Below are 23,256 nucleotides of genomic sequence, written 5' to 3'. Positions count from 1 at the left end.
GGCCAAGGCCTGTCCCCGCCATGCCTGCCCACCGGGAAATGTCCGGCATGGGCAGGGTGAACGGGTGCAGGCTTAATAATCCTGACGAAGACAGTCAACTAATAGCCTGATCCGGTGACGGGGTCGTTACCTGGCCCGCGCGACCGGCCAGGGTCGCCACGCAACCTCGCGGACCGAGCGGGTGAAGGTCTCCCCATGGCTGAGACCGGGAAAGACGGTGAAGGCGCCGCTGTTGCCGGCACGGGCCAGATCATCGGCAAGGCCGCCCAGTGCATCGGGTGGCAGGGCGGCGCGCATCTGCACCAGCGGTTGCGCCGAAGGGTCCGCAGGACGGCTGGCGCGTTCGCGTTCCGCCCCCCCAAGATGCAGATCGACCGGCGCGCAGGGCCCCTGCCCGGCGCGAAGCCCCGCCTGAAGCACCCCCAGGAACCGCGCGTGATCCCACCAAAGCGCCGGGCTGGCCGCCGTAAACCGCGCGAAAACCGGCGCCGTCCTCTGCATTGCCATGCGCAGCACGAAAAGCCCGCCATAAGAATGCCCCCAAAGCTGCCGCGCGCCCGGATCGGCGGCAAAGCAGGCTTCGGCGGCGGGAATCAGGTGATCGGTCAGCAGGGTCTGAAAGGCCGGGGCACCGCCCGCTGGACGACCACGCGGATCGCTCGGCGCGCCACCTTCGGGCGTGTAATCGCGCGCCCGCTCAAGCCCGGCAAAGCGGTCCTTCCCCGCCTGGCCCAGCGCGACAAGCACGGGCGCGCGATCAGGGTCGATCCCGGCAAGGGCCTGCCCATCCAGATCCGCCGCCGCCGCATTGCCATCAAGATACCAGATGCTGGGAAAGCCGCCGCGGGGCGCAGGACAATCCGGCAGGAACAGCGTCACGCGGTAATCCGCGCCGGGACGGGGGCCGGGATGGGTCAGGACCTGCTGGCGATATGTCGTCATCTTCGCACACTGCCCCTTGCCCGCATCGTCCCTGCCTTCGATCCAATCGCCAGACCCGCCGCGTCTGGTCCTGGCTGCCATCCCGCGCCCTTGCGCGGGGCGGCCCATTGCACGGCCTTTGCCATCCCCTATATCCTTCACAGGACGGCCCTTCCAGCCGCTGCAGCAGGAGCGATGACCATGGGATATATCAAGACCGGCATGTTGATGGCGGCGATGACCGCGCTTTTCATGGGGCTCGGCTATCTCCTGGGGGGCAGCAGCGGCATGGTGATCGCGCTTGTCGTGGCCGCCGCGATGAACATCTTTACCTGGTGGAATTCCGACAAGGCGCTGCTGAAGATGCACAATGCCCGCGCCGTCGGTCCGGGCGAGGCCGATAGCCTGCTGGAACTGGTCGCGGGCCTTGCTGGAAATGCAGGCCTGCCGGTGCCGGCGGTCTATATCCTTGAGTCCGCGCAACCCAACGCCTTTGCCACCGGGCGCAATCCGCAGAACGCGGCCGTCGCGGTATCGACCGGCCTGTTGCGCAGCCTCAGGCGCGAAGAGCTGGCCGGGGTCATCGCCCATGAACTGGCGCATATCCGCAACCACGACACCGCCATCATGACCGTGACGGCGACCTTTGCCGGTGCGATTTCCATGCTGGCGAACTTTGCGCTGTTTTTCGGCGGGTCGCGCGAACGCCTGGGACTGATGGGCACGCTGGCGATGATGGTGCTGGCGCCGATGGCCGCCGCAGTGGTGCAGATGGCCGTAAGCCGGACCCGCGAATATGCCGCCGACAAGGCCGGGGCGGAGATCTGCCAAAATCCCCTCTGGCTGGCCTCGGCGTTGGAAAAGATCGCCATGGGCGCGGCCCGGATCGACAACGAGACGGCGGAACGCAACCCGGCCTCGGCGCATATGTTCATCATCAACCCGCTGCACGCCCACAAGCGCGACAAGCTGTTTTCGACCCACCCGGCGACCGAGAACCGCATCGCCGCCCTGCGCGAGATGGCCCGCGTCGGGGGCGGCCAGGACCCCGCCTTCGTGACCCGCCCGGCGGCAACCCGGCCGCAGAAATCCAGGGGTCCGAAAAGCGGTCCCTGGGGCTAGGCCGGCCATAGCCGGCGCCCAGCGCAACCGAAGATCAACGCAACCAGAGCTTGCGGTCGCTTGGCACCGGCTTGAACGCCTGCCGTTTTTATAACCCCGAGGGCGCGCGCAGCGTCGCCGCCCCCACCACTTCTATTGCTTTTGCGCCAGATCGGCAGACCGTGATTCCACGGAGCCGGAACCGGGGCAGCAAAAGCCGCCCCTGCCCGGCCCCCTTCCAGGAACAGACCGCAGGGAGCGCCCGATGAACATCCATGACCCCGCAGCCGAATTGCGCGCCAATGTCGCCCAGCCTTTCGAACAGGCCCGCGCGATGCCGATCTCGGTCTATACTTCGGAAAGCTTTCAGGCACTGGAACAGGATCATGTCTTTGCGAAATCTTGGCTTTGCGCAGGGCGGGCCGATGCGCTGAAGGTCCCCGGAGACTACCTGACCATGGAGATCGCCGGCGAGCCAGTGCTGGTCCTGCGCGACCGGGACGGGGGGCTGCGGGCGATGTCCAATGTCTGTCGTCACCGCATGTCGGTGCTGCTGGAAGGGCGCGGCAATACCCGCGTGATCACCTGCCCCTACCACGCCTGGACCTATGGGCTGGACGGCGCGCTGCGCGGCGCCCCGGCGATGGACATGAACAAGAGCTTCTGCAAGGAGGCCAACGGCCTGCCCGCCATCCGCTGTACCGACTGGAACGGCTGGATCATGGTCACGCTCAACCCCGATCTGCCGGAACCGCAGGATCAGCTGGCCGAGGTCGACGACCTTGTCGGCTATCTCGACATGTCGCGCTATGTCGAGACCTTCCGCGAAGACCACCTGTGGGACACCAACTGGAAGATCCTGGCTGAGAATTTCATGGAAAGCTATCACCTGCCCATGTGCCACGGCGCCACCATCGGCGGCGCGGTCGATCTGCGGCGCATGACCTGCCCGGAAGGCAAGGCGGGTTTCAATTACCACCATATCCTGAAGGACGATTCCATCGCCCTGTCCATCGCCCACAAGGACAATATGACCCTTCAGGGCGAAGACCGCTATCGTACCTGGCTGATGGCGATCTATCCGTCTCTGCTGATCACCCTGACGCCGGGCTATTTCTGGTATCTCTGCCTCAGCCCCGCCGGGCCGGGGCAGGTGCGCATCGTCTATGGTGGCGGGCTGCATCCCGATTTTGCCGCCGACCCCGAGGCCGAGACCCATTTCGCCACGCTCAAGGGCCTGTTGGACCATGTGAACGACGAAGACCGCGGCTGTACCGAACGGGTCTGGCGCGGCATGCAGGGGCGTCTGGCCAATCCCGGCCCGCTCAGCCATCTGGAACGGCCGAACTACGAATTCGCCCGCTGGATCGCCAGCCGGATGCCCGAGGCCCTGTAGCCCAGTAATCCCGGTAGCCCAGTAATCCCGGTGGCCCTGTAGTCCCGGACCGTTTTTCGGCTCCTCTCGCAAAGCCGAGCGTGTTGCCGCCGCCCCTGATCCGGCGCGCGGTCCCTTGTGGCATGGCACGCGCAGTCAAACGGCCCCCATCGACCAAGGATCGGTCAGCGGGGAATCGCGCGCCCCGCCAAATTACTTGACATAAATAATCAGGATTGATCTCCGGCGCATCCGCCATTAAGAACGCGCCAAGCCAGAACCCTTTCGGCATCCAGCTTTCCCATAAAATCAAAAACAAGAAGAGGGCGCGCCATCTCGCTGCCCCTCGGTAAAGATTGGATCGCACCCATGGCCTCCTCTGCCAGAATGCGTCGCCTGCTATTGAGCAGCGTGGCGCTGACCGTCCCCTGTACCGCCCTTGCGCAATCGGCTTCCGAGGTCATCATCCTCGCCCCGATCAGCGTCGAATCCGACCGCGAAGTCCAGACCCAGACCGCCACGCCGGTCACCGTGATCGACAGCGAAGAGATCGAGGCGCGTCAGGCCTCCACCACTGCCGAACTGCTGGATTCCGCGCCCGGTGTCACGCTGGTGAATGGCTCGACCCCCGGCGGGTCGGCCATCAACATCCGGGGCTTCGGCGCCTGGTCGGGCACCTATGGCAATGACCAGATGGTGCAGATCCAGATCGACGGCGCCTCCAGCGGGGCCGAGGAGCTATACCGCATCGGAACCCAGCTTTACACCGACCCCGCGCTTTACAAGCGGGCCGAGGTCATCCGCGGCTCGGTCGGCACCTTCGAATACGGGTCGGGTGCAATCGGCGGCATGGTGCGGCTGGAAACCAAGGACGCCTCCGACTTCACGGGCGGCGAGCCGGGCTTCAAGCTGCGCCAGTACCTCGGCTACAATTCCAACGGCGACGGGCTGGTGTCCTCGACCACGCTGGCCTACCAGCCCGATGACGTGCTGGAACTGCTGTTCAACTACACCTACCGCGAGCAGGGAGAATACGTCGACGGCAATGGCGATACCGAATCCGACACGGATTTCGAAACGCCGTCCTACCTGATGAAGGGCACGGTACATTTCGGCGAAGACCGCGAACATGCCCTGACGCTAAGCTACAACGACACGCAAAGCTCGGAACAGGATGTTCCCTACGACCAGTTCGGCCAGGTCGATTTCGGCAATGTCGACCGCGACATTCATTCCCGGACCACGATCCTGCAATACACCTACGATTCCATGGACAGCGACCTGATCAATGTCGATGTCACGCTCAGCCGGGCGGATCAGGAGATCGAGCAATCCCCGACCGACCCGACCAGCACCAATTCCCTGCTGGATGCGGACCACGACTATGTCACGACCAAGCTGACAGCGAAGAACACGATGGAATTCGCTTCCGGCGAGGTCGATCACCGGCTGCGTGTCGGGGTCGAATACATGAACCGCGACAGGCTGGATGCCTCATCGGCGCCGGGCGGCGACGATACGCGCTATGCCATCTTCCTGGTCGATGACATGGAGTTCGGCGGTTTCACCTTCTCGCCCGCGCTGCGCTACGAAGACCAGAATATCGACGGCACCGATTATGGCTATGACACCTATCATAACCAGGCGCTGATGGGCGGCGCGTCGCTGCGCTACCAATGGGACAGCGGCTTCGCGGTTTTTGCCTCCTACGCCTATACCGAAGGCCTGCCGATCCTGGATGACCTGTCGAACCCGGCCTACATGACGCAATCTCAGACATCCACGACCTACGAAATCGGCGCCTCCTATGCCTCGGGCAGCGTCATCGCGCCGGGCGATGCCCTGGCGGTCAAGGTCAATGGCTACCAGACCCATGTGTCCGACATCACCTCCTATTCCAACGTCACCGACGTAGAGGTCCAGGGGATCGAGGTCGAGGCGGCCTATTCCACGGCAGCCGGCTATTACACCGACCTCAACGCCAGCATCGCAAACGGCTACAACCGGACGGTCGGCGCGACGTCGGATTACTGGTCGCAGCAACCGGCGGACCAGGTACGCCTGGGTATTGGCCGGCGTCTGGGCAATGGCGTGAACATGAAGTGGGAAGGCGTCTACAACGCCGAAATGACCCGGTCCACCGACCCGACCCCGTCCAGCTTCATCCACAATATCTCGGTCTCCTACGCGGCGCAGCAAGGGATGCTCGACGGGATCGAGATGCGCCTGGCGGTCGAGAACCTCATGGATGAATACTACCAGCCCCATCTTGCCACCCGCGCCGCCCCCGGCCGCACGTTCAAGGTCAGCCTGGCCAAGACCTTCTGACCCCGGTCGCAAGACACGGTCCCGCCGGGCAGGGGGTCCCGGCCCCCTGCCCCAACTGAACGTCCCAACCTGAACGCAAAAGCACAAGCTACGGAGACCAAGCCATGAGCCGCCTTCTTTTCCCGATCGCCTTCGCCGCCCTTCTGCCCGGCCTCGCGCTGGCACAGCAGGATGACGCGCCCGCCCCCGGTGTGGCCGGTGGCCACCGCAAATCCGCCTTCATCGCCGCTCATGATGCCGATGGCGACGGGGTCGTGATGCTCGATGAATACAACGACCTGCGCCAGTCACGCTTTGACGGGGCCGACATGGATCATGACGGCAACCTGGACGAGGCCGAATACGTCGCCGAATTCCAGGGCCGCCTTGACCGGCAATATGCCGATCAGGGCAAGGCGCCGGACGAGCGCTACGACCGTTCGATGGAACAGGCGCATGTGCGTCACGCCATCGTCGACCGCAACCGCGACGGGCTGTTGTCATGGTCCGAACAGCAACTGGTGGCCGCCTCGACCTTCAGCGGTCACGACACCGACGAGAACGGCGTGGTCGATGATGCCGACCCGATCCCGGTGCGCGAAGACGACGGTGATGACAGCGCCGACGGCGACACCGGCGGCGATCAGGCATCCGATGGCGCCGCACAGGACTGAGGCGGCAATGACCCTGACCAGACTTGCACTGCCGGTCGTGGCGGGGGGGCTTCTGGCCTCTCCGGCGCAGGCCGGCGAAATGGTGCTGAACGTCACGATCCCGCAGATAGACGCAACCCCCTACTACCGCCCCTACCTGGCGGTCTGGGTCGAGACGGTGGAAGACAAGACCCCGCTGGCCACCGTGGCAGTCTGGTACGACACCCGCCTGCGCGATGACCTCGGCACCAGCTTCCTGAGCAACCTGCGCAACTGGTGGCGCGCCACGGGCAAGGAGATGACACTGCCCGCCGACGGGATCAGCGGGCCGACCCGTGGCCCGGGCAGTCACGACATCACGCTGGACGGCACCTCGCCGGGACTGGCCGATCTCGACCCCGGTCAATACACGCTGGCCGTCGAGGTCGCGCGCGAAGACGGGGCGCGCGACCTTGTGCGCCTGCCCTTCGACTGGACCGGCGCGGCGGCCACCGCCAGCGCCAAAGGGACCGATGAACTTGGTGCGCTGCACCTGACGGTCACGCCCTGAGATGGCCCCCGTTCCGGTCAAATCCCCTGCCGCTGCGCCGCGCGCCTCTGCCCCGATGCAAGGCCGACGCGGCTGGTGGATGCGGCAATTGCAGCTTTGGCACTGGCTGACCGGCGCGGCGAGCCTGTCGACGCTGATCTTCTTCGCCGTGACCGGGTTCGTGCTGAACCACCCCGGTTTCCTCTCCGGGCGCGGCGACACCGAGATCCGCGAAGTTGCCCTGCCAGCCGAACTTCGGGACGCGCTGGCCGCAGATACCACCAGTGGCACCGCCCCCCTGCCGCCGCCCGTTGCGCGCTGGCTGCTGAAAGAGACCCGCGAGCCGGTCAGCACCCTGCGCGGGGACTTTTCCGAAGACGAGATCTGGATCGACCTACCGCGACCGGGCGGCAATGGACTGGCCCTGATCGATCGCGCGGCAGGCACTGCCAGCATCGAGATCACGCGGCACGGCTGGCTGGCCGTGGCGGCGGATCTGCACAAGGGGCGCGACACCGGTCCGGCCTGGTCGCTGGTCATCGACGCGCTGGCCCTTGGCGCACTGCTGTTCGCCCTGTCCGGGCTGGCGCTCCTGTTTCTGCATGCCCGCGCCCGCCCGGCGACCTGGCCGGTGACGGCGGGCGGGCTGGCGCTGCCCGCGATCCTGTTCCTGTTGTTCATCCATGCCTGAGACTTGCAACCGCGTCCTTGTCGAACCCGGCAGCCCCAGCCACATGGCCGGCCCCGGCTGGCGGCGCCTTTCGGCCCGAGGTCAGAGCATGGGCACGCAATGGTCCCTGCAATGCTGGACCTGCCCCGGCCTGCCCGACCCGGCACCCCTGATCAACCGCGCCTGGGACGAGGCCATCGCCCTGTTCAGCCCCTGGTCCCGCGACAGCGCCCTGTCCCGGTTCAACCACGCCGCACCCGGCTGGCACGTCCTTCCACCAGAGATCACCGGCCTGCTGGACCTCGCCCGCGACATCGCCGCGCGGACCGGGGGGGCCCTTGACCCGACGCTTGGCCGCTTGACCGACCTCTGGGGCTTCGGCCCTTCGGGTCCGGTGACCACGCCCCCCACGCCTGACGCACTGGAGCGGGCAAGGGCGGCCTCGGGCCTGCAAAAGCTGCATGCACCCAAGGGGGGTGATGCGAACCAGCTATACCAACCCGGCGGGCTCTGGCTCGATTTCGGCGGGATAGCCAAGGGCTGGGCGGTGGACCGCGCCTCGGCCCTGCTTCACACCGCGGGGCTGACCACCCATATGATCGAACTGGGCGGAGAGATCGCCGCCAAGGGCCTGTCCCCCGAGGGCGCCCCCTGGTGGATCGAGGTCGAGGCCGCGCCCGGAGCCCCCTCCGCCCGCTGGCTGGGCGCCCTGCATCGCGGCGCAGTGGCCGGATCGGGCACCTGGCGCCGCCGAAGCGGGGCACCGGGGCAGGATTGGAGCCATAGCCTGAACCCCGCCACCGGACGCCCCTGCGACGGCGCAGTGGTGGGCGTGCATGTCTTTCACCCTTCTGCCGCCAGCGCCGATGCCTGGGCCAGCGCGCTGATGGTGTTGCCGCCGGAAACCGGGCTGACCATCGCAGCCGACAACGACCTGAGCGTCTTGCTGACCCTGCGCGGCCCCGGAGGCCAGGTGATCCGGCAAGCCAGCCCCGCCCTGATGGAATGGGAGGCGGCATGATCGACGCGCTCAGCCCCGATCCCCTGCGCCTTGGCCTTGCCGCCTTGATCGGCCTTGGCTGGATCGCGCCCACGCTGACCCGGAAATGGCGACGTGGCCAGGCGGCTGCCCCCCGCACGACGCCCGACCAACCTCTTGTCCTCTTTGCCTCGCAAACCGGGCAGACCATGGCGCTGGCGCGGCAACAGGCGGCCCGGCTTGGCACCACGGCCCTGCCGCTGGACGCCGTGACGCCCGAATGCCTGAGCAAAACGCGCGAGGCCTGGTTCCTGCTGGCCTCGGCCGGGGATGGCGAGGCACCCGACAATGCTCGCACCTTTGCCAAGGCGCTTGCCCGGTCACGCCCGGACCTGAGCGGCCTGCGCTACGGCCTTCTGGCGCTTGGCGACCGGCGCTACCCGTCGTTCTGCGGCTTCGGACGTCAGATCGACGGCTGGCTGGCGGATCATGGCGCGCGCGCGCTGTTCCCCCGCATAGACGTCGACAGCCTTGCCCCCGCCGACCTTGAGAAATGGGAAGCCGCTTTGCCGGTCACGGCTTGCGAACCTTGCCTCCCCCCCCTTTCCGCGCCTGACCTATGGCACCTGAGAGACCGCGAAAAGCTGACCCCAGGACAGAAGGAAGAGGCCGTCTATCGCCTGCACCTCGCACCTTCTGGCCCAGCGCCCGACTGGACCCCCGGCGCAATCGCCGATGTGATGCTCACCGCCCCGGATGGCAGCCCCCGCCAACGCAGCTATTCCGTGGCTTCCCTTCCCGACAGCGGCGCGGTCGAACTGATCCTGCGGCGGCGTCAGACCGGGGAAGGCCTGCTCGGCATCGGTTCTGCCTGGCTGACCGGCGGGCTGCCCCTGGGCGCGGCGCTGCGGATGACCCTGCGCGACAATCCAAACCTTGGCGCCCTGCAAGCCGCCGACCAGGCCGACCGCCCGCTGTTGCTGATCGCGACCGGCACCGGGCTGGCGGCGGTCCTGGGTCCGTTGCGCCAGCGCCTCGGGTCGCGCGGGACAGCCCCGATCTGGCTGATCCATGGCGAACGCCACGACGTCTTCGCCCCCCTTTCGGAATTGCAGGATCAATCCCCGCCCCGGCTGCAGATCGACGCGGTGCTGTCGCGCGGCGGGCCTGCCCCCTGCCGCCTGCCCGATTGGCTGACCGCCCGGCGGGACCGCCTGCGTGATTTCACCGCCTCGGGCGCGACTGTGCTGATCTGCGGCAGCCACGCCCCCGGCGCTGCCATTCTGGCCGCCCTTGAAACCTGCCTTTCAGAACCGGGCGATTCCGCCCCGGCCGAACCCTGCCTTGACGCCCTGCGCCGTCAGGACCGTCTTCTGACCGAATTTTACTGACCCACACATGCCCAGCCTTTGCCGGGCCGGATTGAAAAGGAATTCCCCATGACCCCCAGACAAACCCCGTTGCGCCTTGCGACCTCGCTTGCGCTGGCGATGTCCCTTGCCGGCCTGCCGCTGACCGCGCGCGCGCAAGCCGATTTCCCCGCCCCTGCCGAGATGGAAGGACACTTCCGCCTGACTGCCGGCGGTCCCGGCCAGCCCTTGCATCCCGGCACGCAGATGACCTTTCGCGGGACCGGTTTCGTGCCCGGCCAGCAGATCACCCTGCAACGGGGCACCTATGTCCTGACCGGTGATGCGCCTCTGGTCGCGGATGAGGCCGGAGAAGTCACGCTGGATCTGACCCTGCCGCAAGCCGCCGCCGTGGGCATGCATCCGATCGTGGTGCTGGCCGAGAATCCTTCGGCGACAGAGCTTCTGGACCTCAAGATCTCGCCCGAGATTCCGCTGTCGGGTAGCGAGGCTTTTGAGATGACCTCTGTCGCCTCGCCCACGCCGGGCCTCTACCAGATCGCCCATAGCGACCGTGCCAAGGCGCTGTTCGTCACGGCCTCGTCCTTCCGGCCCAATAGCTCGACCCTGATGAAGCTGGACCCGGAAACGCTGGAAACCATCGCCAGCATCACGCCCGCGCCCTATGCGGACACAAACGAGGACGATGGCGAGAACGATGGCGAGCAGAACCCCTATGCCACGGGTCCGGCGTCCGTTTTCGGGCTCGGTCTGGACGATAGCCATGGCCATGTCTGGGCGACCAACACCGCATCGAACAGCGTCGCGGTCTATGACCAGGACGACCTGTCGCTGGTCCACCAGTTCCCCCAGGGCCAAGTCTATCACAGCCGCGAAGTGATCGTGGACGAAGTCCACAGCAAAGCCTATGTGACCTCTTCCGCCACAGCCAGGGTGCATGTCTTCGACACCGAGACGCTGGAGCCGCTTGAGGTGATCGAGATCCCCTCCTCCCTGCGCGGCGAGGATTTCTATGTCATGAACAGCGCCATTGATGCCGAGGGCGGTCGCCTTTTCGTCAGCAGCCGTGCAACCAGCGAGTTGGCCGTGATCGACCTGGAAAGCCGGGGCGTCACCAGCGTCTTTGCCCTGCCCGGCGCGATCCACGCCACGGGCATTGCCTTTGACGCGACCAGCGGGCGGGTCTTTGTGTCCGGGCAAGGGTCGGACAATGTGCTGATCGTCGATCCGGATGCCGGCAAGGTCCTGCATACGGTGCCAGTCGGCGCTGGCGCGCTGAGCATCAGTTTTGATCCCGCCGGTCAGCTCGCCTGGGTGACCAATCGCGGCGCCGGCACGATCTCGGCCGTGGATGCCCAAGGGCATATCGTTGCGACGCTCGACCTTGGCAGCTATCCCAACGACGTGACCAGCGGCCCGGACGGCACGGTCTATGCGGTCAACAAGTCCTTCGGCGCCGACGATCCCCGGGGCGATCTGATCACCGCCATTCGCCCGCGCTAAGGGGCGCGCCTCGCCCAGGGGCCGCTTTGAACCGCCCGTCCTGACGCAGGATCATGATGGGCGGGACCTTCCTGGACGCGCTGACCGTCGACAAGATCAACGCCATCTTCGGCCCCTTGAACAGCGCGGAATGCCGCAAGGGTGCCGCTGGCATTTAAGCTACTCCCGCGCACAACTACCTGTTTTGTGCTCGGTCGCCGAATGCGTAGAACAAGATCGCCGCGGAACCGGAGGTGACCAATAGCCCAAGGGACATCGGCAGAGCCACATCAGTGCCCCCCAAGGCGACGCAGGATGACACGGAAAATGCGATGGCGAACTGAATGGCGCCGAGCAGTGCTGAACCCATGCCAGCCCCCTCCCCGGACAGCTCCATCGTGATCGACATCGCATTTGCCGAAAGCAGTCCGACCATGCCGATTGAAACCCACAGAGGAATGGCAAAAACCCAAAGCGTGTCCGTACCGGACACCAGCGTCAAAAGCAGGGTCGAGGCAACAAATACTGGCAGCCCCGCCGTGACAATCTGCTCGGGGTTGTAGCGGTTGAGCAAAACTCCGTTGACCTTGCCGAACATGATCAACGCCGCAGCAATGACAGCGAACATGATGCCGAATTCAAACGGGCCCAGCCCGAAGATCCCTTGAAAGACCCCTGATGATCCCGTGATGAACGCAAACATGCCGCCCTGAACGAGACCCGACACAAGCGCCATGACAACAAATCTACGCTGTGACAACAGCAGGGCCGCTGCACGCGCACCGTCGATGAAGGGTCGGGTTTTCCGGGCCGAAACAGGTAGGGTTTCGGGCAAGACCACCAACGACAGCCCGAGCGCTACGATGCTGATGAGCGCCATCGTGGCAAAGATCGAACGCCAGCCGAACGCTTCGAGCAGTATACTGCCCAAGGTTGGTGACGCAATCGGCCCGACTGTCAGCAGCATGACAAGCACGGTCATCACCTGTGCCGCACGGCGCCCTTCATACAAATCCTTGACGACAGCACGACCGACCACCATGCCTGCGCTTGCCCCGATGGCCTGTACAAAGCGCAGGGCATTGAACCACGCGATGTCGTTGACCAGCGGCAGGGCGACAGATGTTACGGTAAACAAGGCGGTCCCAACCAACAGGGGTCCCTTGCGGCCATAGCTGTCGGTCAAGGGCCCGAGCAAAAGCTGCCCCATGCAGAGCCCGAGAAAGAAGATCGACAAAGAGAATTCTGCCGCCGTATGGGTGGATCCCATCGAGGTGGCCAGATCGCCGAGCGCCGCGAGGTACATATCCGTTGCCAACGGCGGGAACAAAGACAGCAAACCCAACGTGGCCGTTATGGCCGCGGCGTGTTTCGGGGTAAGGGTAATTGGGGGCATCGTGGTTCCTGCTGCATTACTAGACTGCGGTCTACTTGCTGTTAGTAGACTTTAGTCCAATAAGTAAAGAGAGATCTTCTCCACATTTGTGAACAGGACTGTGCATGACCAGTGAAAGTGCGGGCGGGCGCCCCGTGAACGCCCAAGCGGGTGCAGCCCTGAAAGCGGCTGCTCTACGCCTCGTGCGCGAGAAAGGTTACGATAAGGTCTCGATAGCAGCGATCGCCCAAGAGGCTGGTGTGGCACGCCAAACGCTTTACAATCGATGGAACACGAAAGCCGATCTTGTCCTGGATGCCGTGTTCGAAGTGACGCAGAACTACGCGGCTGCCATTCCGCTGGATGATGCCCGAGATTGCTGCGTCGTGCTTGAAGAGTTCCTGACAAGCATCTTCAGCCACCTGACCGCCGATGGGGACATTCTGCGCGCCCTGATCGCGGCCGCCCAGCAAGATGTGAAATTTCAAGAGACGTTCTATACCAAGTTCGTTTTGCCGCGGGAGAAGATGATCACGATCTTCCTGCAACGGGCCAAAGAGCGTGGAGAGCTGTCACCAAACCGAAACGCAGAGCTGGTTTCTGGCTATATTCACGGTGCATTCTGGTACCGGCTGCTTAATCGGGGGACACTTGACGCCAAGTTCGCAAGGGCGATCGCGTCCGACGTTTTTGAACGCTCGACTGCGGCGGCAAGCGGGACCGGGGCGCTGAACGGCTTGACCTGATGAGCGTCGTATTTTCAGACACCCCGCTTTGCGCCTGATCTGCCCACCAAGGTTCCGTCTGGCACAACGAGAGCCTGCGGGCGACAAGGACAGGCAAACGCCCTTGGCCTGTCACATTTTTTGTCGCAGCACTGCCGTGACACTCTGAAGAGCAGTCCGACTTCCTGAACTGATCCCCATGAGGTTGGCAGGCGGCCTGCGTACCCTATCTTCCTCTAGGAACTCACGCCGAATGGCATCGCGCACTTATCCCACCGGAAGGAAATCATCCGTGAAGAAGCTCCTCATCCCCGCCGTAGGGCTGTTCGCAGCCTTTGCCGTCACCGCACAGGCTCAGACCGATATCACCGTCTCGTCCAAGATCGACACAGAGGGTGGGTTGCTTGGGAATATCATCGCCCTTGCGCTGGAAGATGCCGGGATGCCCGTCGAGCGGCGGCTACAGCTGGGCGGCACGCAGGTTGTCCGCGAGGCTCTTCTGGCCGGGCAGATCGACCTCTATCCGGAATACACCGGCAACGCGGCCTTCTTCTTCAATGAGGCCGACAGCGATGTCTGGAAGAACCCGCAGGAAGCGCACGACCGCGCCGCCGAGCTCGACGCCGAAGCCAACAACGTCACCTGGCTCGACAGCGCGCCGGCCAACAACACCTGGGCCATCGCCGTCACGGGCCCGCTGGCGGAAGAGAACGACCTGGCCACCATGTCCGATTTCGGCGCCTGGATTGCGAACGGGGGCGATGTGAAACTGGCGGCCTCGACCGAGTTCGTCTCGTCCCCGGCTGTTCTGCCCGCCATGCAGGAAACCTACGGCTTCGATCTGTCGGAAGACCAGACCGTGATCCTGTCGGGCGGTGACACGGCGGCGACGATCCAGGCCGCCGCGCGCGGCACATCGGGCGTGAACGCCGCGATGGTTTACGGCACCGATGGCGGCATCGGGGCGACGGGCCTTGTTGTCATGGAGGACGACAAGGGCGTGCAACCGGTCTACGAGCCGACCCCCATCGTCCGCGCCGAGGTGCTGGAAGAATATCCGGAAATCCCGGAGGTGCTGAACCCGATCTTCAACGCCCTCGACATGAAGACCTTGCAGGAGCTCAACGGCCGCATCCAGGTCGGCGGTGAGCCGGCCGAGGCCGTGGCGCGCGACTACCTGACGCAAAGCGGCGTGCTGGATTGATCGCTTGATCGCCGCAGGACACTCCACATCGAAGGCCTGGCGGGGGGTCTACCCGCCAGGCGTCTTCTTTGCCGTCCTCGGGATGGGTGCGCTGTTGATCCCGTTCATGACCATCGCCGCGAACCGCATCGTGGCGGGCGACAGCGTGATGGCCTGGCGCATCGCCAGCCCTGCCGAGACTCTGCCAGGCGTTGCTGTGGTCGTGCTGGGCCTTGTGCTCGGCATCCCGGCCGGGCGGCATTCCCTGCGCCTTAGCGGCGCGCTACTTGGCCTCGCAGGCATTCTGTGGCTGCTGATGCAGGGCGCCCCGGCGTTGCTGGACGTTGCCGACAGCGCCTATGCCCGCGTCTCCCCCGCCTTGGGTTTCTGGTGCCTGCTGTTGATCCTGACCCTGATGATGGCTGACGCGCTTACCCAGCTGGCACCGGGGCCGATGGCCCGCGCCGGACTGCTGGCCGCGGTGCTGTGCTCTCTGGCGCTGATCTTCGGGTCGGGCGGGCTTGCGCCGCTGTCGATCTTTCAGGAATACGCCAGCCGCCGCGCGCAATTTGCCGACGCGGTGCTGCGCCATCTGGCGTTGGCTTTCGGCTCGCTCGCCACGGCGGCCGCCATCGGCTTCCCCCTCGGCATCCTCTGTCATCGTCGCGCACAGCTGCGCGACAGTGTGCTTCCCGTTCTCAGCCTGCTGCAGACCATTCCGTCGCTCGCCATGTTCGGCCTGATGATACCAATCCTCGGCTGGGTCGGCGACAGCCTGCCCTGGGCGCAGGCGATCGGCATCGCGGGGATCGGCTTCGCCCCCGCCTTCCTGGCGCTGGTCCTCTATTCGCTTCTGCCAGTCGTCGGGAACACGGTCGCCGGCCTGGCCTCGGCTCCGGCCACCGCCCGCGACGCCGCGCGCGGGATGGGCATGACGCCGACGCAGTGCCTTCTGAAGGTCGAGCTGCCACTTGGCCTTCCCGTCATCCTCACCGGCCTGCGCATCGTTCTGGTGCAGAACATCGGCCTAGCGGTGATTGCAGGCCTGATCGGTGGCGGCGGCTTGGGCACATTCGTCTTCCAGGGGCTCAACCAGACAGCCACCGACCTGATCCTGCTGGGCGCGGTGCCGACGGTGGCGCTGGCGCTGACCTCGGCCATTGTCATGGACATCCTCGTCGAACTGGCCCGACCGATCCCGAAGGACACCGCATGATCGAGATTGACACCCTGACCAAGACCTTCGGCGACACGGATGCCGTCGATGGCGTGACCATGACGGCTGAAACGGGCACGATCACCGTCATCGTCGGCACCTCGGGATCGGGAAAGACGACGCTGCTGCGCATGATCAACCGGCTGGAAGAACCCACGTCCGGCGAGGTGCGGATAAACGGCAAGCCGACACATGCCGAGAAGCCTCATCTGCTGCGCCGCCGGATCGGCTATGCCATCCAGGGGCACGGGCTGTTCCCGCACCATACCGTGGCGCGCAACATCGCAGCCGTGCCGCTGCTTCTGGGCTGGAAAAAGGACAAGATCCGCGCGCGCGTCGACGAACTGCTGACCCTCTTTTCCATGGAGCCGGCAGCCTTCCGCGATCGTTACCCGGCAGAGCTTTCCGGTGGCCAGCAGCAACGCGTCGGCGTGGCGCGGGCACTGGCCTCGCGTCCCGAACTTCTGCTGATGGATGAACCCTTCGGCGCGCTTGATCCGATCATCCGGGCGCGCGCGCAGGACGATCTGCGCCGCATTCAGCGGCGACTGGGATCGACAATCATGCTCGTCACCCACGACATGGAAGAGGCGATCCGCCTTGGCGACAAGGTCGCGGTGATGGACGGTGGTCGACTGGTGCAATATGACTCGCCGGCCGAGATCATCGCCGAACCCGCCACGGATTTCGTCCGCGACATGGTGGGCGATGTCGAACGGCCGCTGCGCCTTCTGTCGCTTGTCCCCTTGTCAGAGCTTGTCGAAAACGGCCCGGCCGAAGGCGAGGCCCTGCCAGCGGAGGCCAGCCTTCGCGAGGCGCTGGCTGCCTGCCTCTCGACCGGGCGCTCCGCCGTGCCCGTCACGCGCGACGGCGTCCCCGTCGGCCGCGTCACCTTCGACGCGATCCGCAACCGCGCGGAGCTGCAGGCGTGAAGATCGGACTGATCCTGCGCCCGCTCCTGGTGGTGTTGCTGCTGGCGCTTGTGCTGCGGCCGGAATGGTTCACGCCGATCTTCGCACCGCTGGCGCCAAAGGGTGCGCCGGTGATCTATGCCCGAAGCTCGCTGCTGTCCCTTTCGCTCAGCCACCTCGGCCTCGTCGCCGCTGCAACGCTCGCGGCGACAATCGTGGCCGTGGCGCTCGCCATCTTCGTCACGCGCCCGGCAGGCGCAGCCTTCCGCCCGCTTTCGCGCACCATCGCCAACATGGGCCAGACATTCCCGCCCGTGGCCGTGCTGGCGCTTGCCGTGCCCACGCTTGGATTCGGCGCCGGGCCGACACTGGTGGCACTGTTTCTCTACGGCCTGCTGCCGATCTTCGAGAATTCCGTCACCGCCCTTACGACTCTGCCACCGACAACGATGGATGCAGCCCGCGGAATTGGCCTGAACCGCTGGCAGCGGCTTCGACAGGTGGAACTGCCGCTGGCTTTTCCGGTGATGCTCACGGGCATCCGGCTGTCGGTCGTGATCGCCCTCGGCACGGCGACCATCGGCTCCACTGTCGCTGCCCGAACACTTGGCGAGGTGATCATCGCCGGGCTTCTGACCAACAACACCGCCTTCGTGCTGCAGGGCGGCCTGATCGTAGGCCTGTTCGCAGTGCTGATCTACGACGCTCTCATTCAGCTCGAGGCCTTCCTTGCCAAGCGCACCGGCGCGTGATGACGTCGAACTTCCAACGTCTGGGGGCGGTCGGTTTCTTAGCACCTAGAGAAATAATATCAGGCAATCGAACCATCTCGAACCGAGCGGCAAGCGCCCGATAGCGTAGCCGTTTGCGGGCCTTGTTTGAGTTTCCGCGCAGCCGATCTGCCCGAGATGACCGGATGCGGCCCGCGATCGTCATCCCCCACTTTTGAAACGCCGCGCCGCGGCGTTCGTGCGTCGCGTGAAGACCTACTCGATCACAAGGCGCGGGACTTCCTGGTCGGGCAGCGGACACAGATCGTGAACGCGATCCGCACGCTCCTGGCAAAGTTCGGTATCGTCGTTGCAAAAGGCATCCACAACGTCCATCGCCTTCTCGGCGCCGCATGCAGCACGCGCTGCGCTGGACATGTTTTCCAAGCAGCTGCGCGACACAGGCTCCGATTGGAACTGTCACCGCACGGATCAGTGAGATGCAGGGCGAAGATGCGCTCGCGTGTCGACTGGCGACGGTGCCTGAGGTGGGCACGATCTCGTCCAGCGCGTTTGCGGCACCCCCCCCCGACTTGGCTGCCTTCCGCAGCGCAGGCGAATACGCGGCGTCGTGCTGAAAGCACGCCTTCGGCGTGACGCTCGGCCTGACGCCGACAGCTCACTCCAGCGACGGGAAAGAAAGGCTCGGGCGGTTCTTAAAGGCAGGCGATCGATACCTGCGAAGGTTGCCCTACCTCGGCGCAATGGCCCAGATCAGCGCGCGGCGGGGACCTAGAGAGATTGCATCAGGTCAGGCACCGGGTTGGCTATACCAGATGCTCGGGCGCAAGCCCGTGAAGGTGGTCGCAATCGCGCCGGCCTCTGAATTTCATGTATGAACCGTTCGTCAACGATCAGCGCCTCCGGATACTCGGGGGGGGATTGTTGCGCAGGATGGGGCCTTGGTGGGGTGAAGGTTCGCAGGGTGGGCTTTTCGCGAATTTTACTAAGTTCGAGGCCCGGTTACCGAGGGATCCCAGGACGCGCGTCGAGCTGAAGTTCGGTGCATTCGGTTGATATAAATAGATAAAGTTCGGTTGGTTGGCTTCTGTGAACTCCAAAAATCGGCTTGTCGGAAAACTTTTATCAATCTGTCAAAAAAATGCCTCGCAGACCCTTGCGTGTCCCCGTTTGCCGGGATACATCGACGCCATCCGAAAGGACATTGGCGCGGGGTGGAGCAGCCCGGTAGCTCGTCAGGCTCATAACCTGAAGGTCGTAGGTTCAAATCCTACCCCCGCAACCAATAATATCTGACAATACCAAAGCCTTAGGCCTCGCATCACGCGGGGCTTTTTGCTTGTCCGCATTCCATGTCAACGCCACGTCAACGTTTGACGAGTCGCGCAACAATAATTCAACTAGATCTATGACGTGGATCGACGGCGAGCGCTCCGTCACCCTGAGCCGTTTGCGGAAATTGTCCAGGGAAACCGGTCCGGAGTGACCGTGATGTCCAAAAAGCACTGACCAAAGCCGATCTCGAAAGACCCGGCGCGCCCAGTGTAGGGACAACAAGGTAGGAAATTTCCAAACCTTCGCGGCAGTGCGGGACATTCTTTCCCAGCGGACGGAAGCAAGCCTTCAGAATGCCTCAAAGCCAAGGCCTTCGTTGCACCTCCGCAAGAAGGCTTAGAGACCAACTTGAATTTTACTCAGCCTGCGGCGAATATCAGGTCTTAGTGGCCTCTTGCGAAGCATGGATTTCCAGTTCTCAAGTGGCGCGGCTCTGTTGGGCAAATCGGCTGAACGTCAAGGTTCCCCTTTCCTACACGATCGTGTCGCCGCCGATGAAGCTGTGCTCGGCCTGCAGCCTTTCGAACACATGCTTGGCAGTGTGCTGCTGATTATTCGGGGCACCGCGATCCCCTTTGAGTCAAGCGGTGGTGATCTCGGTAGATCCATCCAGCTTCGCGCTCTTGATAGGGGCCTTGCGCCGGTCGGTCGGCGGAACCGAATACGCCAACATCCTCTGCTCGCTGTCGGGTGAAACCCCGAAATAATGCGCGCCCTTGCGCTGTCTCGTCCCCTCGGCCCAGGCAAGCCGACCCCTTACAAGTCCAGAATAAATATTCTTCCGCCCCCCCCATCACCGGAAATAGCGAAAGGAGGCGGCCTTTACGCCTCCCGCAGCAAGAGCATCCCGCGATCGTCGTGGCCGACCATTGCTTCGTCGCTCGCCCTTTCCATTGCCGGATTCCTTTCGTGGCCGGCCACGTCAAAAACCGGCAGGATGCTTTCGCAGGCAGGTGAAGGTCCGACCTCCCTGTCGAACCGCGCCCGGATTGCGAAAAGGACAATGGAGCGTCGACTCCTAGCGTCGGGTGCCTAGACTTGCCCCTGTCCAGCTTGAAAGATCCGTTACGGTATGTCCGACACCCCCCTGACCGCCCCGATAGCCCCCTCTGACCGTTTGAGCCGAAGGCAGAAACCCTGGCTTCTGATTGGTGGTTGCCTGGCGGTAACGACGGTGCTGTGGGTGGCGGGCCGCGTGTCGATCGGCTTTGGCGGATCGCTCTGGCCCTGGCTGGCGCCGTCACAGGTGGTGATGCTGTGGTCCTTTACATGCGCCGCGCTTGCCATCGTCGTGGTGTCGCGGGCACAGGCGCTGGAGCCGCTGATAGGCGGTCTGGACAACGGTGTGCGGCTGCACCGGCGGCTGGGGCTGGCAGCGTTCCTGCTGATGGGGCTGCATGTGGTGCTTCTCTGCCTGCATGCCGTGCAGCTGGGTCAGTCTGCGGCGGTGATGCTGGTGCCCTTCTGGCCGGGCGCCCGAACCGTCGACATCGCGGTCTTCTACCTTCTGGCCGGACTGGGCGTGCTGGCCTACGCCAAGCGGATGCGGCACGAGCTATGGCTGAACCTGCACCGGGTGATAGGCGTATTGTTCCTGCTGGGCACCGCCCATGCTTCGATCGAGGACGGCACCATCCGGTTCTTCGAGCCACTGCGCACCTGGATCGTGATCCTGCTGCTGTCAGGGACCGTGGCCTGGACCTATCGTGTGCTGCTGTTCCGCAGCTTCGGGCCCCGGTTCCTTTACACCGTGCAACGGGTGGTTCAGCGCGGGCCGAGGGTGGTCGACCTGGAACTGCGGCCCCGCGACCGACGCATGATGTACCAGCCGGGAACCTTCGCATTCCTGCGCACGCCGTCCCTGACCGACCATTCCGCCGAACTTCATCCATTCTCGATCTCTGGGTCGCCGGTAAAGCGGGACCTGCGGTTTTCGATCAGTCAGGTGGGGGATTTCACGCGAGCCGTGAGCGATCTGAGCCCCGGCGACGAAGTCGAGGTCTTCGGAAGTTTCGGTGGCTTCACGCAATCTCATTTCGCCCCCTACCGCAGGATGGTCTGGATCGGTGCGGGGATCGGCATCACACCTTTTCTGGGTATGCTGGAGTTCGAAAAATCGAACGACGATTTTCGGCGCATCTGGTTCTATTATATAACCCGCACGCCCGAGGACGCGGTCTATGATTCCGAGATCCGTGACCGCTTTCTGGAAGCGGATTCCTATATCGACTACAACCAATGGACCACGACCGACCGCGGCCGGCTGACCGCCGCGCAGATCATGGAGGAGGTCGAGCTTGGGGATTTCGCAGTCATGCTTTGCGGCTCGTCTCCCTTTGTCGAGGACATGGTGAAACAGTTCCTGGCCCTGGGCGTTCCGGCAGAACGCATCATCTATGAACATCTGCAGTTCCGATGATCCTACGGCGCGTAGGGCAGCGACGTGAACAGATCCCCGGTCGGGCGCCGATATCTGACCGTTTGCCACTCAACTGTGTGGCCGGCTAATATCCTACGGCGCCAAGCCCTGCCCTAATGGGCCGAGCCCTTGTGACATATCCACTGTGCGCGATCCCACGCCGTCTTCACGACCGAAGGCAGAGTGATGACCGCTGCAACCAAATCCGGCCCATGTTCAGCGGGCTCCGGGACCAGCACAGTCTCTGCGCCCGATCGATACCCGGCTATAGAGCTGGCAACGAAAATCCGGACCGCCCGGAGGCTTATGACCCGCTCACCATCAACATTATTTCAGGCGTCTGGAGGAGAGCAAGGCACGACGACGGCAGGTCCCCCTTGTGGCGGTTGCAGGGGGACCTTTTCTTCGCTTACGTCTTGTGTCGATTGCGTGATTTTGTTTACGCAAGAAAGCCCCTGCGAGATTTCTCTTGCGGGGGCTTTTTTGTTTTTTTGATCGTTTTGGATTTTTTCTAGGTCTGGCGGCGACTTACTCTCCCACGTCTTAAGACGCAGTACCATCAGCGCTACGGCACTTAACGGCCAGGTTCGGGATGGGGCTGGGTGTTTTGCTCGCGCTATGACCACCAGACCGAGGAAAAATCCAAAGTCGAGAGATTATCAATTGTTGTTCAGGTTCAAGTCTACTTGTTGATGTGTATGCTTTTGATTTTCCGTAGAAGTTTCTGTCTTCTACTGGATCAAATCAAGCCTATCGGGCCATTAGTACTGGTCAACTGAATGCATTGCTGCACTTACATCTCCAGCCTATCGACGTGGTGGTCTACCACGGCCCTCAGGGATACCTTGTTTTGAAGGGGGCTTCCCGCTTAGATGCCTTCAGCGGTTATCCTTTCCGATCATAGCTACCCAGCACTGCTATTGGCATAACAACTGGTCCACCAGTGGATCGTTCACCCCGGTCCTCTCGTACTAGGGGCAACTCTTCTCAAGTATCCTACACCCACGGCAGATAGGGACCGAACTGTCTCACGACGTTCTAAACCCAGCTCACGTACCTCTTTAAACGGCGAACAGCCGTACCCTTGGGACCTGCTCCAGCCCCAGGATGAGATGAGCCGACATCGAGGTGCCAAACACTGCCGTCGATATGGACTCTTGGGCAGTATCAGCCTGTTATCCCCGGCGTACCTTTTATCCGTTGAGCGATGGCCCTCCCACTTGGGACCACCGGATCACTATGGCCGTCTTTCGACTCTGCTCGACTTGTCAGTCTCGCAGTCAGGCTGGCTTCTGCCATTGCACTCAACGAGCGATTTCCGACCGCTCTGAGCCAACCTTCGCGCGCCTCCGTTACGCTTTAGGAGGCGACCGCCCCAGTCAAACTACCCGCCACACAGGGTCCCGGATCCGGATAACGGATCGCGGTTAGACATCAAGCAGAACAAGGGTGGTATCTCAAGGGTGACTCCACCGGGACTAGCGTCCTGGCTTCAAAGTCTACCACCTATCCTGCACATGTTCGGCCTAATGCCAGTGTGAAGCTGTAGTAAAGGTGCACGGGGTCTTTCCGTCTAACCGCGGGAAGCCTGCATCTTGACAGGCAATTCAATTTCGCTGAGTCGATGTTGGAGACAGCGGGGAAGTCGTTACGCCATTCGTGCAGGTCGGAACTTACCCGACAAGGAATTTCGCTACCTTAGGACCGTTATAGTTACGGCCGCCGTTTACCTGGGCTTCAATTCAGAGCTTGCACCCCTCCTTTTAACCTTCAGGCACCGGGCAGGCGTCAGACCCTATACGTCGTCTTGCGACTTCGCAGAGCCCTGTGTTTTTAGTAAACAGTCGCCACCCCCTGGTTTGTGCCCCCGGCAAATACTTGCGTATCTACCGGGCCTCCTTCTCGCGAACTTACGGAGGTATTTTGCCGAGTTCCTTCAACATCGTTCTCTCAAGCGCCTTGGTATTCTCTACC

The 23,256-nt window shown here is 63.6% G+C and carries 19 protein-coding genes, 1 tRNA gene and 2 rRNA genes (1 of these 22 running past the window's edge); 17 read left to right on the top strand and 5 right to left on the bottom strand.

Features of this window, described 5'->3' with window-relative positions; translation table 11 throughout:
- Window positions 1-126 precede the first annotated feature (126 nt).
- On the bottom strand, window positions 127-942 hold the full coding sequence (locus PSAL_RS15560) for an alpha/beta hydrolase (protein WP_196222723.1): 816 nt from the start codon (window positions 940-942) through the stop codon (window positions 127-129).
- A 180-nt stretch (window positions 943-1,122) separates the two neighbouring features.
- Here PSAL_RS15560 and htpX point away from each other — a divergent pair, with 180 nt between their 5' ends.
- The 9 genes from htpX to PSAL_RS15515 all read left to right on the top strand — a co-directional run bounded on the left by htpX (window position 1,123) and on the right by PSAL_RS15515 (window position 11,408).
- Entirely contained in the window at window positions 1,123-2,043 is a 921-nt protein-coding gene (gene htpX / locus PSAL_RS15555; protein ID WP_119838213.1) for a zinc metalloprotease HtpX, read from the top strand.
- A 244-nt stretch (window positions 2,044-2,287) separates the two neighbouring features.
- Window positions 2,288-3,418 (top strand): aromatic ring-hydroxylating oxygenase subunit alpha, encoded by a 1,131-nt coding sequence (locus PSAL_RS15550; protein WP_119838212.1) that lies wholly within the window; start codon window positions 2,288-2,290, stop codon window positions 3,416-3,418.
- A gap of 366 nt (window positions 3,419-3,784) precedes the next feature.
- Window positions 3,785-5,725 carry a TonB-dependent receptor plug domain-containing protein gene (locus PSAL_RS15545; RefSeq protein WP_231388542.1) on the top strand — a complete coding sequence of 647 codons (1,941 nt, stop codon included), beginning with the start codon at window positions 3,785-3,787 and terminating at the stop codon, window positions 5,723-5,725.
- 104 nt (window positions 5,726-5,829) lie between these two features.
- Window positions 5,830-6,378 carry a CREC-EF hand family protein gene (locus PSAL_RS15540; RefSeq protein WP_119838210.1) on the top strand — a complete coding sequence of 183 codons (549 nt, stop codon included), beginning with the start codon at window positions 5,830-5,832 and terminating at the stop codon, window positions 6,376-6,378.
- A gap of 7 nt (window positions 6,379-6,385) precedes the next feature.
- Window positions 6,386-6,907: a DUF2271 domain-containing protein gene (locus PSAL_RS15535; RefSeq protein ID WP_119838209.1), complete on the top strand. Its 522-nt coding sequence runs from the start codon at window positions 6,386-6,388 to the stop codon at window positions 6,905-6,907.
- Between the two features lies 1 nt (window position 6,908).
- Window positions 6,909-7,577 (top strand): PepSY-associated TM helix domain-containing protein, encoded by a 669-nt coding sequence (locus PSAL_RS15530; RefSeq protein WP_119838208.1) that lies wholly within the window; start codon window positions 6,909-6,911, stop codon window positions 7,575-7,577.
- On the top strand, window positions 7,570-8,577 hold the full coding sequence (locus PSAL_RS15525; protein ID WP_119838207.1) for an FAD:protein FMN transferase: 1,008 nt from the start codon (window positions 7,570-7,572) through the stop codon (window positions 8,575-8,577). Before PSAL_RS15530 ends, PSAL_RS15525 begins: the two co-directional genes overlap by 8 nt.
- Window positions 8,574-9,926 (top strand): flavodoxin domain-containing protein, encoded by a 1,353-nt coding sequence (locus PSAL_RS15520; RefSeq protein ID WP_196222722.1) that lies wholly within the window; start codon window positions 8,574-8,576, stop codon window positions 9,924-9,926. Before PSAL_RS15525 ends, PSAL_RS15520 begins: the two co-directional genes overlap by 4 nt.
- A gap of 48 nt (window positions 9,927-9,974) precedes the next feature.
- On the top strand, window positions 9,975-11,408 hold the full coding sequence (locus tag PSAL_RS15515; RefSeq protein WP_119838205.1) for a YncE family protein: 1,434 nt from the start codon (window positions 9,975-9,977) through the stop codon (window positions 11,406-11,408).
- Between the two features lie 175 nt (window positions 11,409-11,583).
- On the opposite strand, the gene PSAL_RS15510 is transcribed toward PSAL_RS15515, so the two are convergent.
- Window positions 11,584-12,783 carry a multidrug effflux MFS transporter gene (locus tag PSAL_RS15510; protein WP_119838204.1) on the bottom strand — a complete coding sequence of 400 codons (1,200 nt, stop codon included), beginning with the start codon at window positions 12,781-12,783 and terminating at the stop codon, window positions 11,584-11,586.
- Between the two features lie 104 nt (window positions 12,784-12,887).
- Between PSAL_RS15510 and PSAL_RS15505 the strand changes: the two genes are divergently transcribed.
- From PSAL_RS15505 to PSAL_RS15485, 5 genes are all read left to right on the top strand, one after another.
- Complete coding sequence (locus PSAL_RS15505) at window positions 12,888-13,508, top strand: TetR/AcrR family transcriptional regulator (RefSeq protein WP_119838203.1); 621 nt, start codon at window positions 12,888-12,890, stop codon at window positions 13,506-13,508.
- Between the two features lie 232 nt (window positions 13,509-13,740).
- On the top strand, window positions 13,741-14,691 hold the full coding sequence (gene osmF, locus PSAL_RS15500; RefSeq protein ID WP_119838202.1) for a glycine betaine ABC transporter substrate-binding protein OsmF: 951 nt from the start codon (window positions 13,741-13,743) through the stop codon (window positions 14,689-14,691).
- 4 nt (window positions 14,692-14,695) lie between these two features.
- Window positions 14,696-15,886 carry an ABC transporter permease gene (locus PSAL_RS15495; protein WP_231388541.1) on the top strand — a complete coding sequence of 397 codons (1,191 nt, stop codon included), beginning with the start codon at window positions 14,696-14,698 and terminating at the stop codon, window positions 15,884-15,886.
- Window positions 15,883-16,818 (top strand): ABC transporter ATP-binding protein, encoded by a 936-nt coding sequence (locus PSAL_RS15490; RefSeq protein WP_119838200.1) that lies wholly within the window; start codon window positions 15,883-15,885, stop codon window positions 16,816-16,818. The genes PSAL_RS15495 and PSAL_RS15490 overlap by 4 nt, the downstream gene beginning before the upstream one ends.
- Entirely contained in the window at window positions 16,815-17,549 is a 735-nt protein-coding gene (locus PSAL_RS15485; protein ID WP_119838199.1) for an ABC transporter permease, read from the top strand. Before PSAL_RS15490 ends, PSAL_RS15485 begins: the two co-directional genes overlap by 4 nt.
- A gap of 234 nt (window positions 17,550-17,783) precedes the next feature.
- On the opposite strand, the gene PSAL_RS15480 is transcribed toward PSAL_RS15485, so the two are convergent.
- Complete coding sequence (locus PSAL_RS15480; protein ID WP_196222721.1) at window positions 17,784-17,945, bottom strand: hypothetical protein; 162 nt, start codon at window positions 17,943-17,945, stop codon at window positions 17,784-17,786.
- A gap of 215 nt (window positions 17,946-18,160) precedes the next feature.
- Here PSAL_RS15480 and PSAL_RS19390 point away from each other — a divergent pair, with 215 nt between their 5' ends.
- The 3 genes from PSAL_RS19390 to PSAL_RS15465 all read left to right on the top strand — a co-directional run bounded on the left by PSAL_RS19390 (window position 18,161) and on the right by PSAL_RS15465 (window position 21,282).
- Window positions 18,161-18,406 carry a transposase gene (locus tag PSAL_RS19390; protein ID WP_119838198.1) on the top strand — a complete coding sequence of 82 codons (246 nt, stop codon included), beginning with the start codon at window positions 18,161-18,163 and terminating at the stop codon, window positions 18,404-18,406.
- Between the two features lie 330 nt (window positions 18,407-18,736).
- Window positions 18,737-18,813 (top strand) — tRNA-Met (locus tag PSAL_RS15470).
- A gap of 1,122 nt (window positions 18,814-19,935) precedes the next feature.
- The gene (locus tag PSAL_RS15465) at window positions 19,936-21,282 is read left to right on the top strand and encodes a ferredoxin reductase family protein (RefSeq protein WP_119838197.1); all 1,347 of its coding nucleotides are present in this window, start codon (window positions 19,936-19,938) and stop codon (window positions 21,280-21,282) included.
- 515 nt (window positions 21,283-21,797) lie between these two features.
- Here PSAL_RS15465 and rrf read toward each other — a convergent pair.
- Both rrf and PSAL_RS15455 read right to left on the bottom strand, forming a co-directional pair.
- Window positions 21,798-21,912 (bottom strand): 5S ribosomal RNA (gene rrf / locus PSAL_RS15460).
- A 110-nt stretch (window positions 21,913-22,022) separates the two neighbouring features.
- Window positions 22,023-23,256 (bottom strand): 23S ribosomal RNA (locus PSAL_RS15455) (it continues 1,604 nt past the right edge of the window).

Origin of the sequence: Pseudooceanicola algae (genome assembly GCF_003590145.2) — a bacterium.
GTDB classification, from domain to species: Bacteria; Pseudomonadota; Alphaproteobacteria; order Rhodobacterales; family Rhodobacteraceae; genus Pseudooceanicola; species Pseudooceanicola algae.
The sequence above is the reverse complement of the archived record's forward strand: the minus strand, read 5'-3'. Positions and strand labels throughout refer to the sequence as shown.

Excerpts from the sequence above, each read along its gene's own strand:
- PSAL_RS15560 (WP_196222723.1), bottom strand. The coding sequence starts at position 942 with ATGACGACATATCGCCAGCAGGTCCTGACCCATCCCGGCCCCCGTCCC.
- htpX (WP_119838213.1), top strand. The coding sequence starts at position 1,123 with ATGGGATATATCAAGACCGGCATGTTGATGGCGGCGATGACCGCGCTT.
- PSAL_RS15550 (WP_119838212.1), top strand. The coding sequence starts at position 2,288 with ATGAACATCCATGACCCCGCAGCCGAATTGCGCGCCAATGTCGCCCAG.
- PSAL_RS15545 (WP_231388542.1), top strand. The coding sequence starts at position 3,785 with ATGCGTCGCCTGCTATTGAGCAGCGTGGCGCTGACCGTCCCCTGTACC.
- PSAL_RS15540 (WP_119838210.1), top strand. The coding sequence starts at position 5,830 with ATGAGCCGCCTTCTTTTCCCGATCGCCTTCGCCGCCCTTCTGCCCGGC.
- PSAL_RS15535 (WP_119838209.1), top strand. The coding sequence starts at position 6,386 with ATGACCCTGACCAGACTTGCACTGCCGGTCGTGGCGGGGGGGCTTCTG.
- PSAL_RS15530 (WP_119838208.1), top strand. The coding sequence starts at position 6,909 with ATGGCCCCCGTTCCGGTCAAATCCCCTGCCGCTGCGCCGCGCGCCTCT.
- PSAL_RS15525 (WP_119838207.1), top strand. The coding sequence starts at position 7,570 with ATGCCTGAGACTTGCAACCGCGTCCTTGTCGAACCCGGCAGCCCCAGC.
- PSAL_RS15520 (WP_196222722.1), top strand. The coding sequence starts at position 8,574 with ATGATCGACGCGCTCAGCCCCGATCCCCTGCGCCTTGGCCTTGCCGCC.
- PSAL_RS15515 (WP_119838205.1), top strand. The coding sequence starts at position 9,975 with ATGACCCCCAGACAAACCCCGTTGCGCCTTGCGACCTCGCTTGCGCTG.
- PSAL_RS15510 (WP_119838204.1), bottom strand. The coding sequence starts at position 12,783 with ATGCCCCCAATTACCCTTACCCCGAAACACGCCGCGGCCATAACGGCC.
- PSAL_RS15505 (WP_119838203.1), top strand. The coding sequence starts at position 12,888 with ATGACCAGTGAAAGTGCGGGCGGGCGCCCCGTGAACGCCCAAGCGGGT.
- osmF (WP_119838202.1), top strand. The coding sequence starts at position 13,741 with ATGGCATCGCGCACTTATCCCACCGGAAGGAAATCATCCGTGAAGAAG.
- PSAL_RS15490 (WP_119838200.1), top strand. The coding sequence starts at position 15,883 with ATGATCGAGATTGACACCCTGACCAAGACCTTCGGCGACACGGATGCC.
- PSAL_RS15480 (WP_196222721.1), bottom strand. The coding sequence starts at position 17,945 with ATGTCCAGCGCAGCGCGTGCTGCATGCGGCGCCGAGAAGGCGATGGAC.
- PSAL_RS15465 (WP_119838197.1), top strand. The coding sequence starts at position 19,936 with ATGTCCGACACCCCCCTGACCGCCCCGATAGCCCCCTCTGACCGTTTG.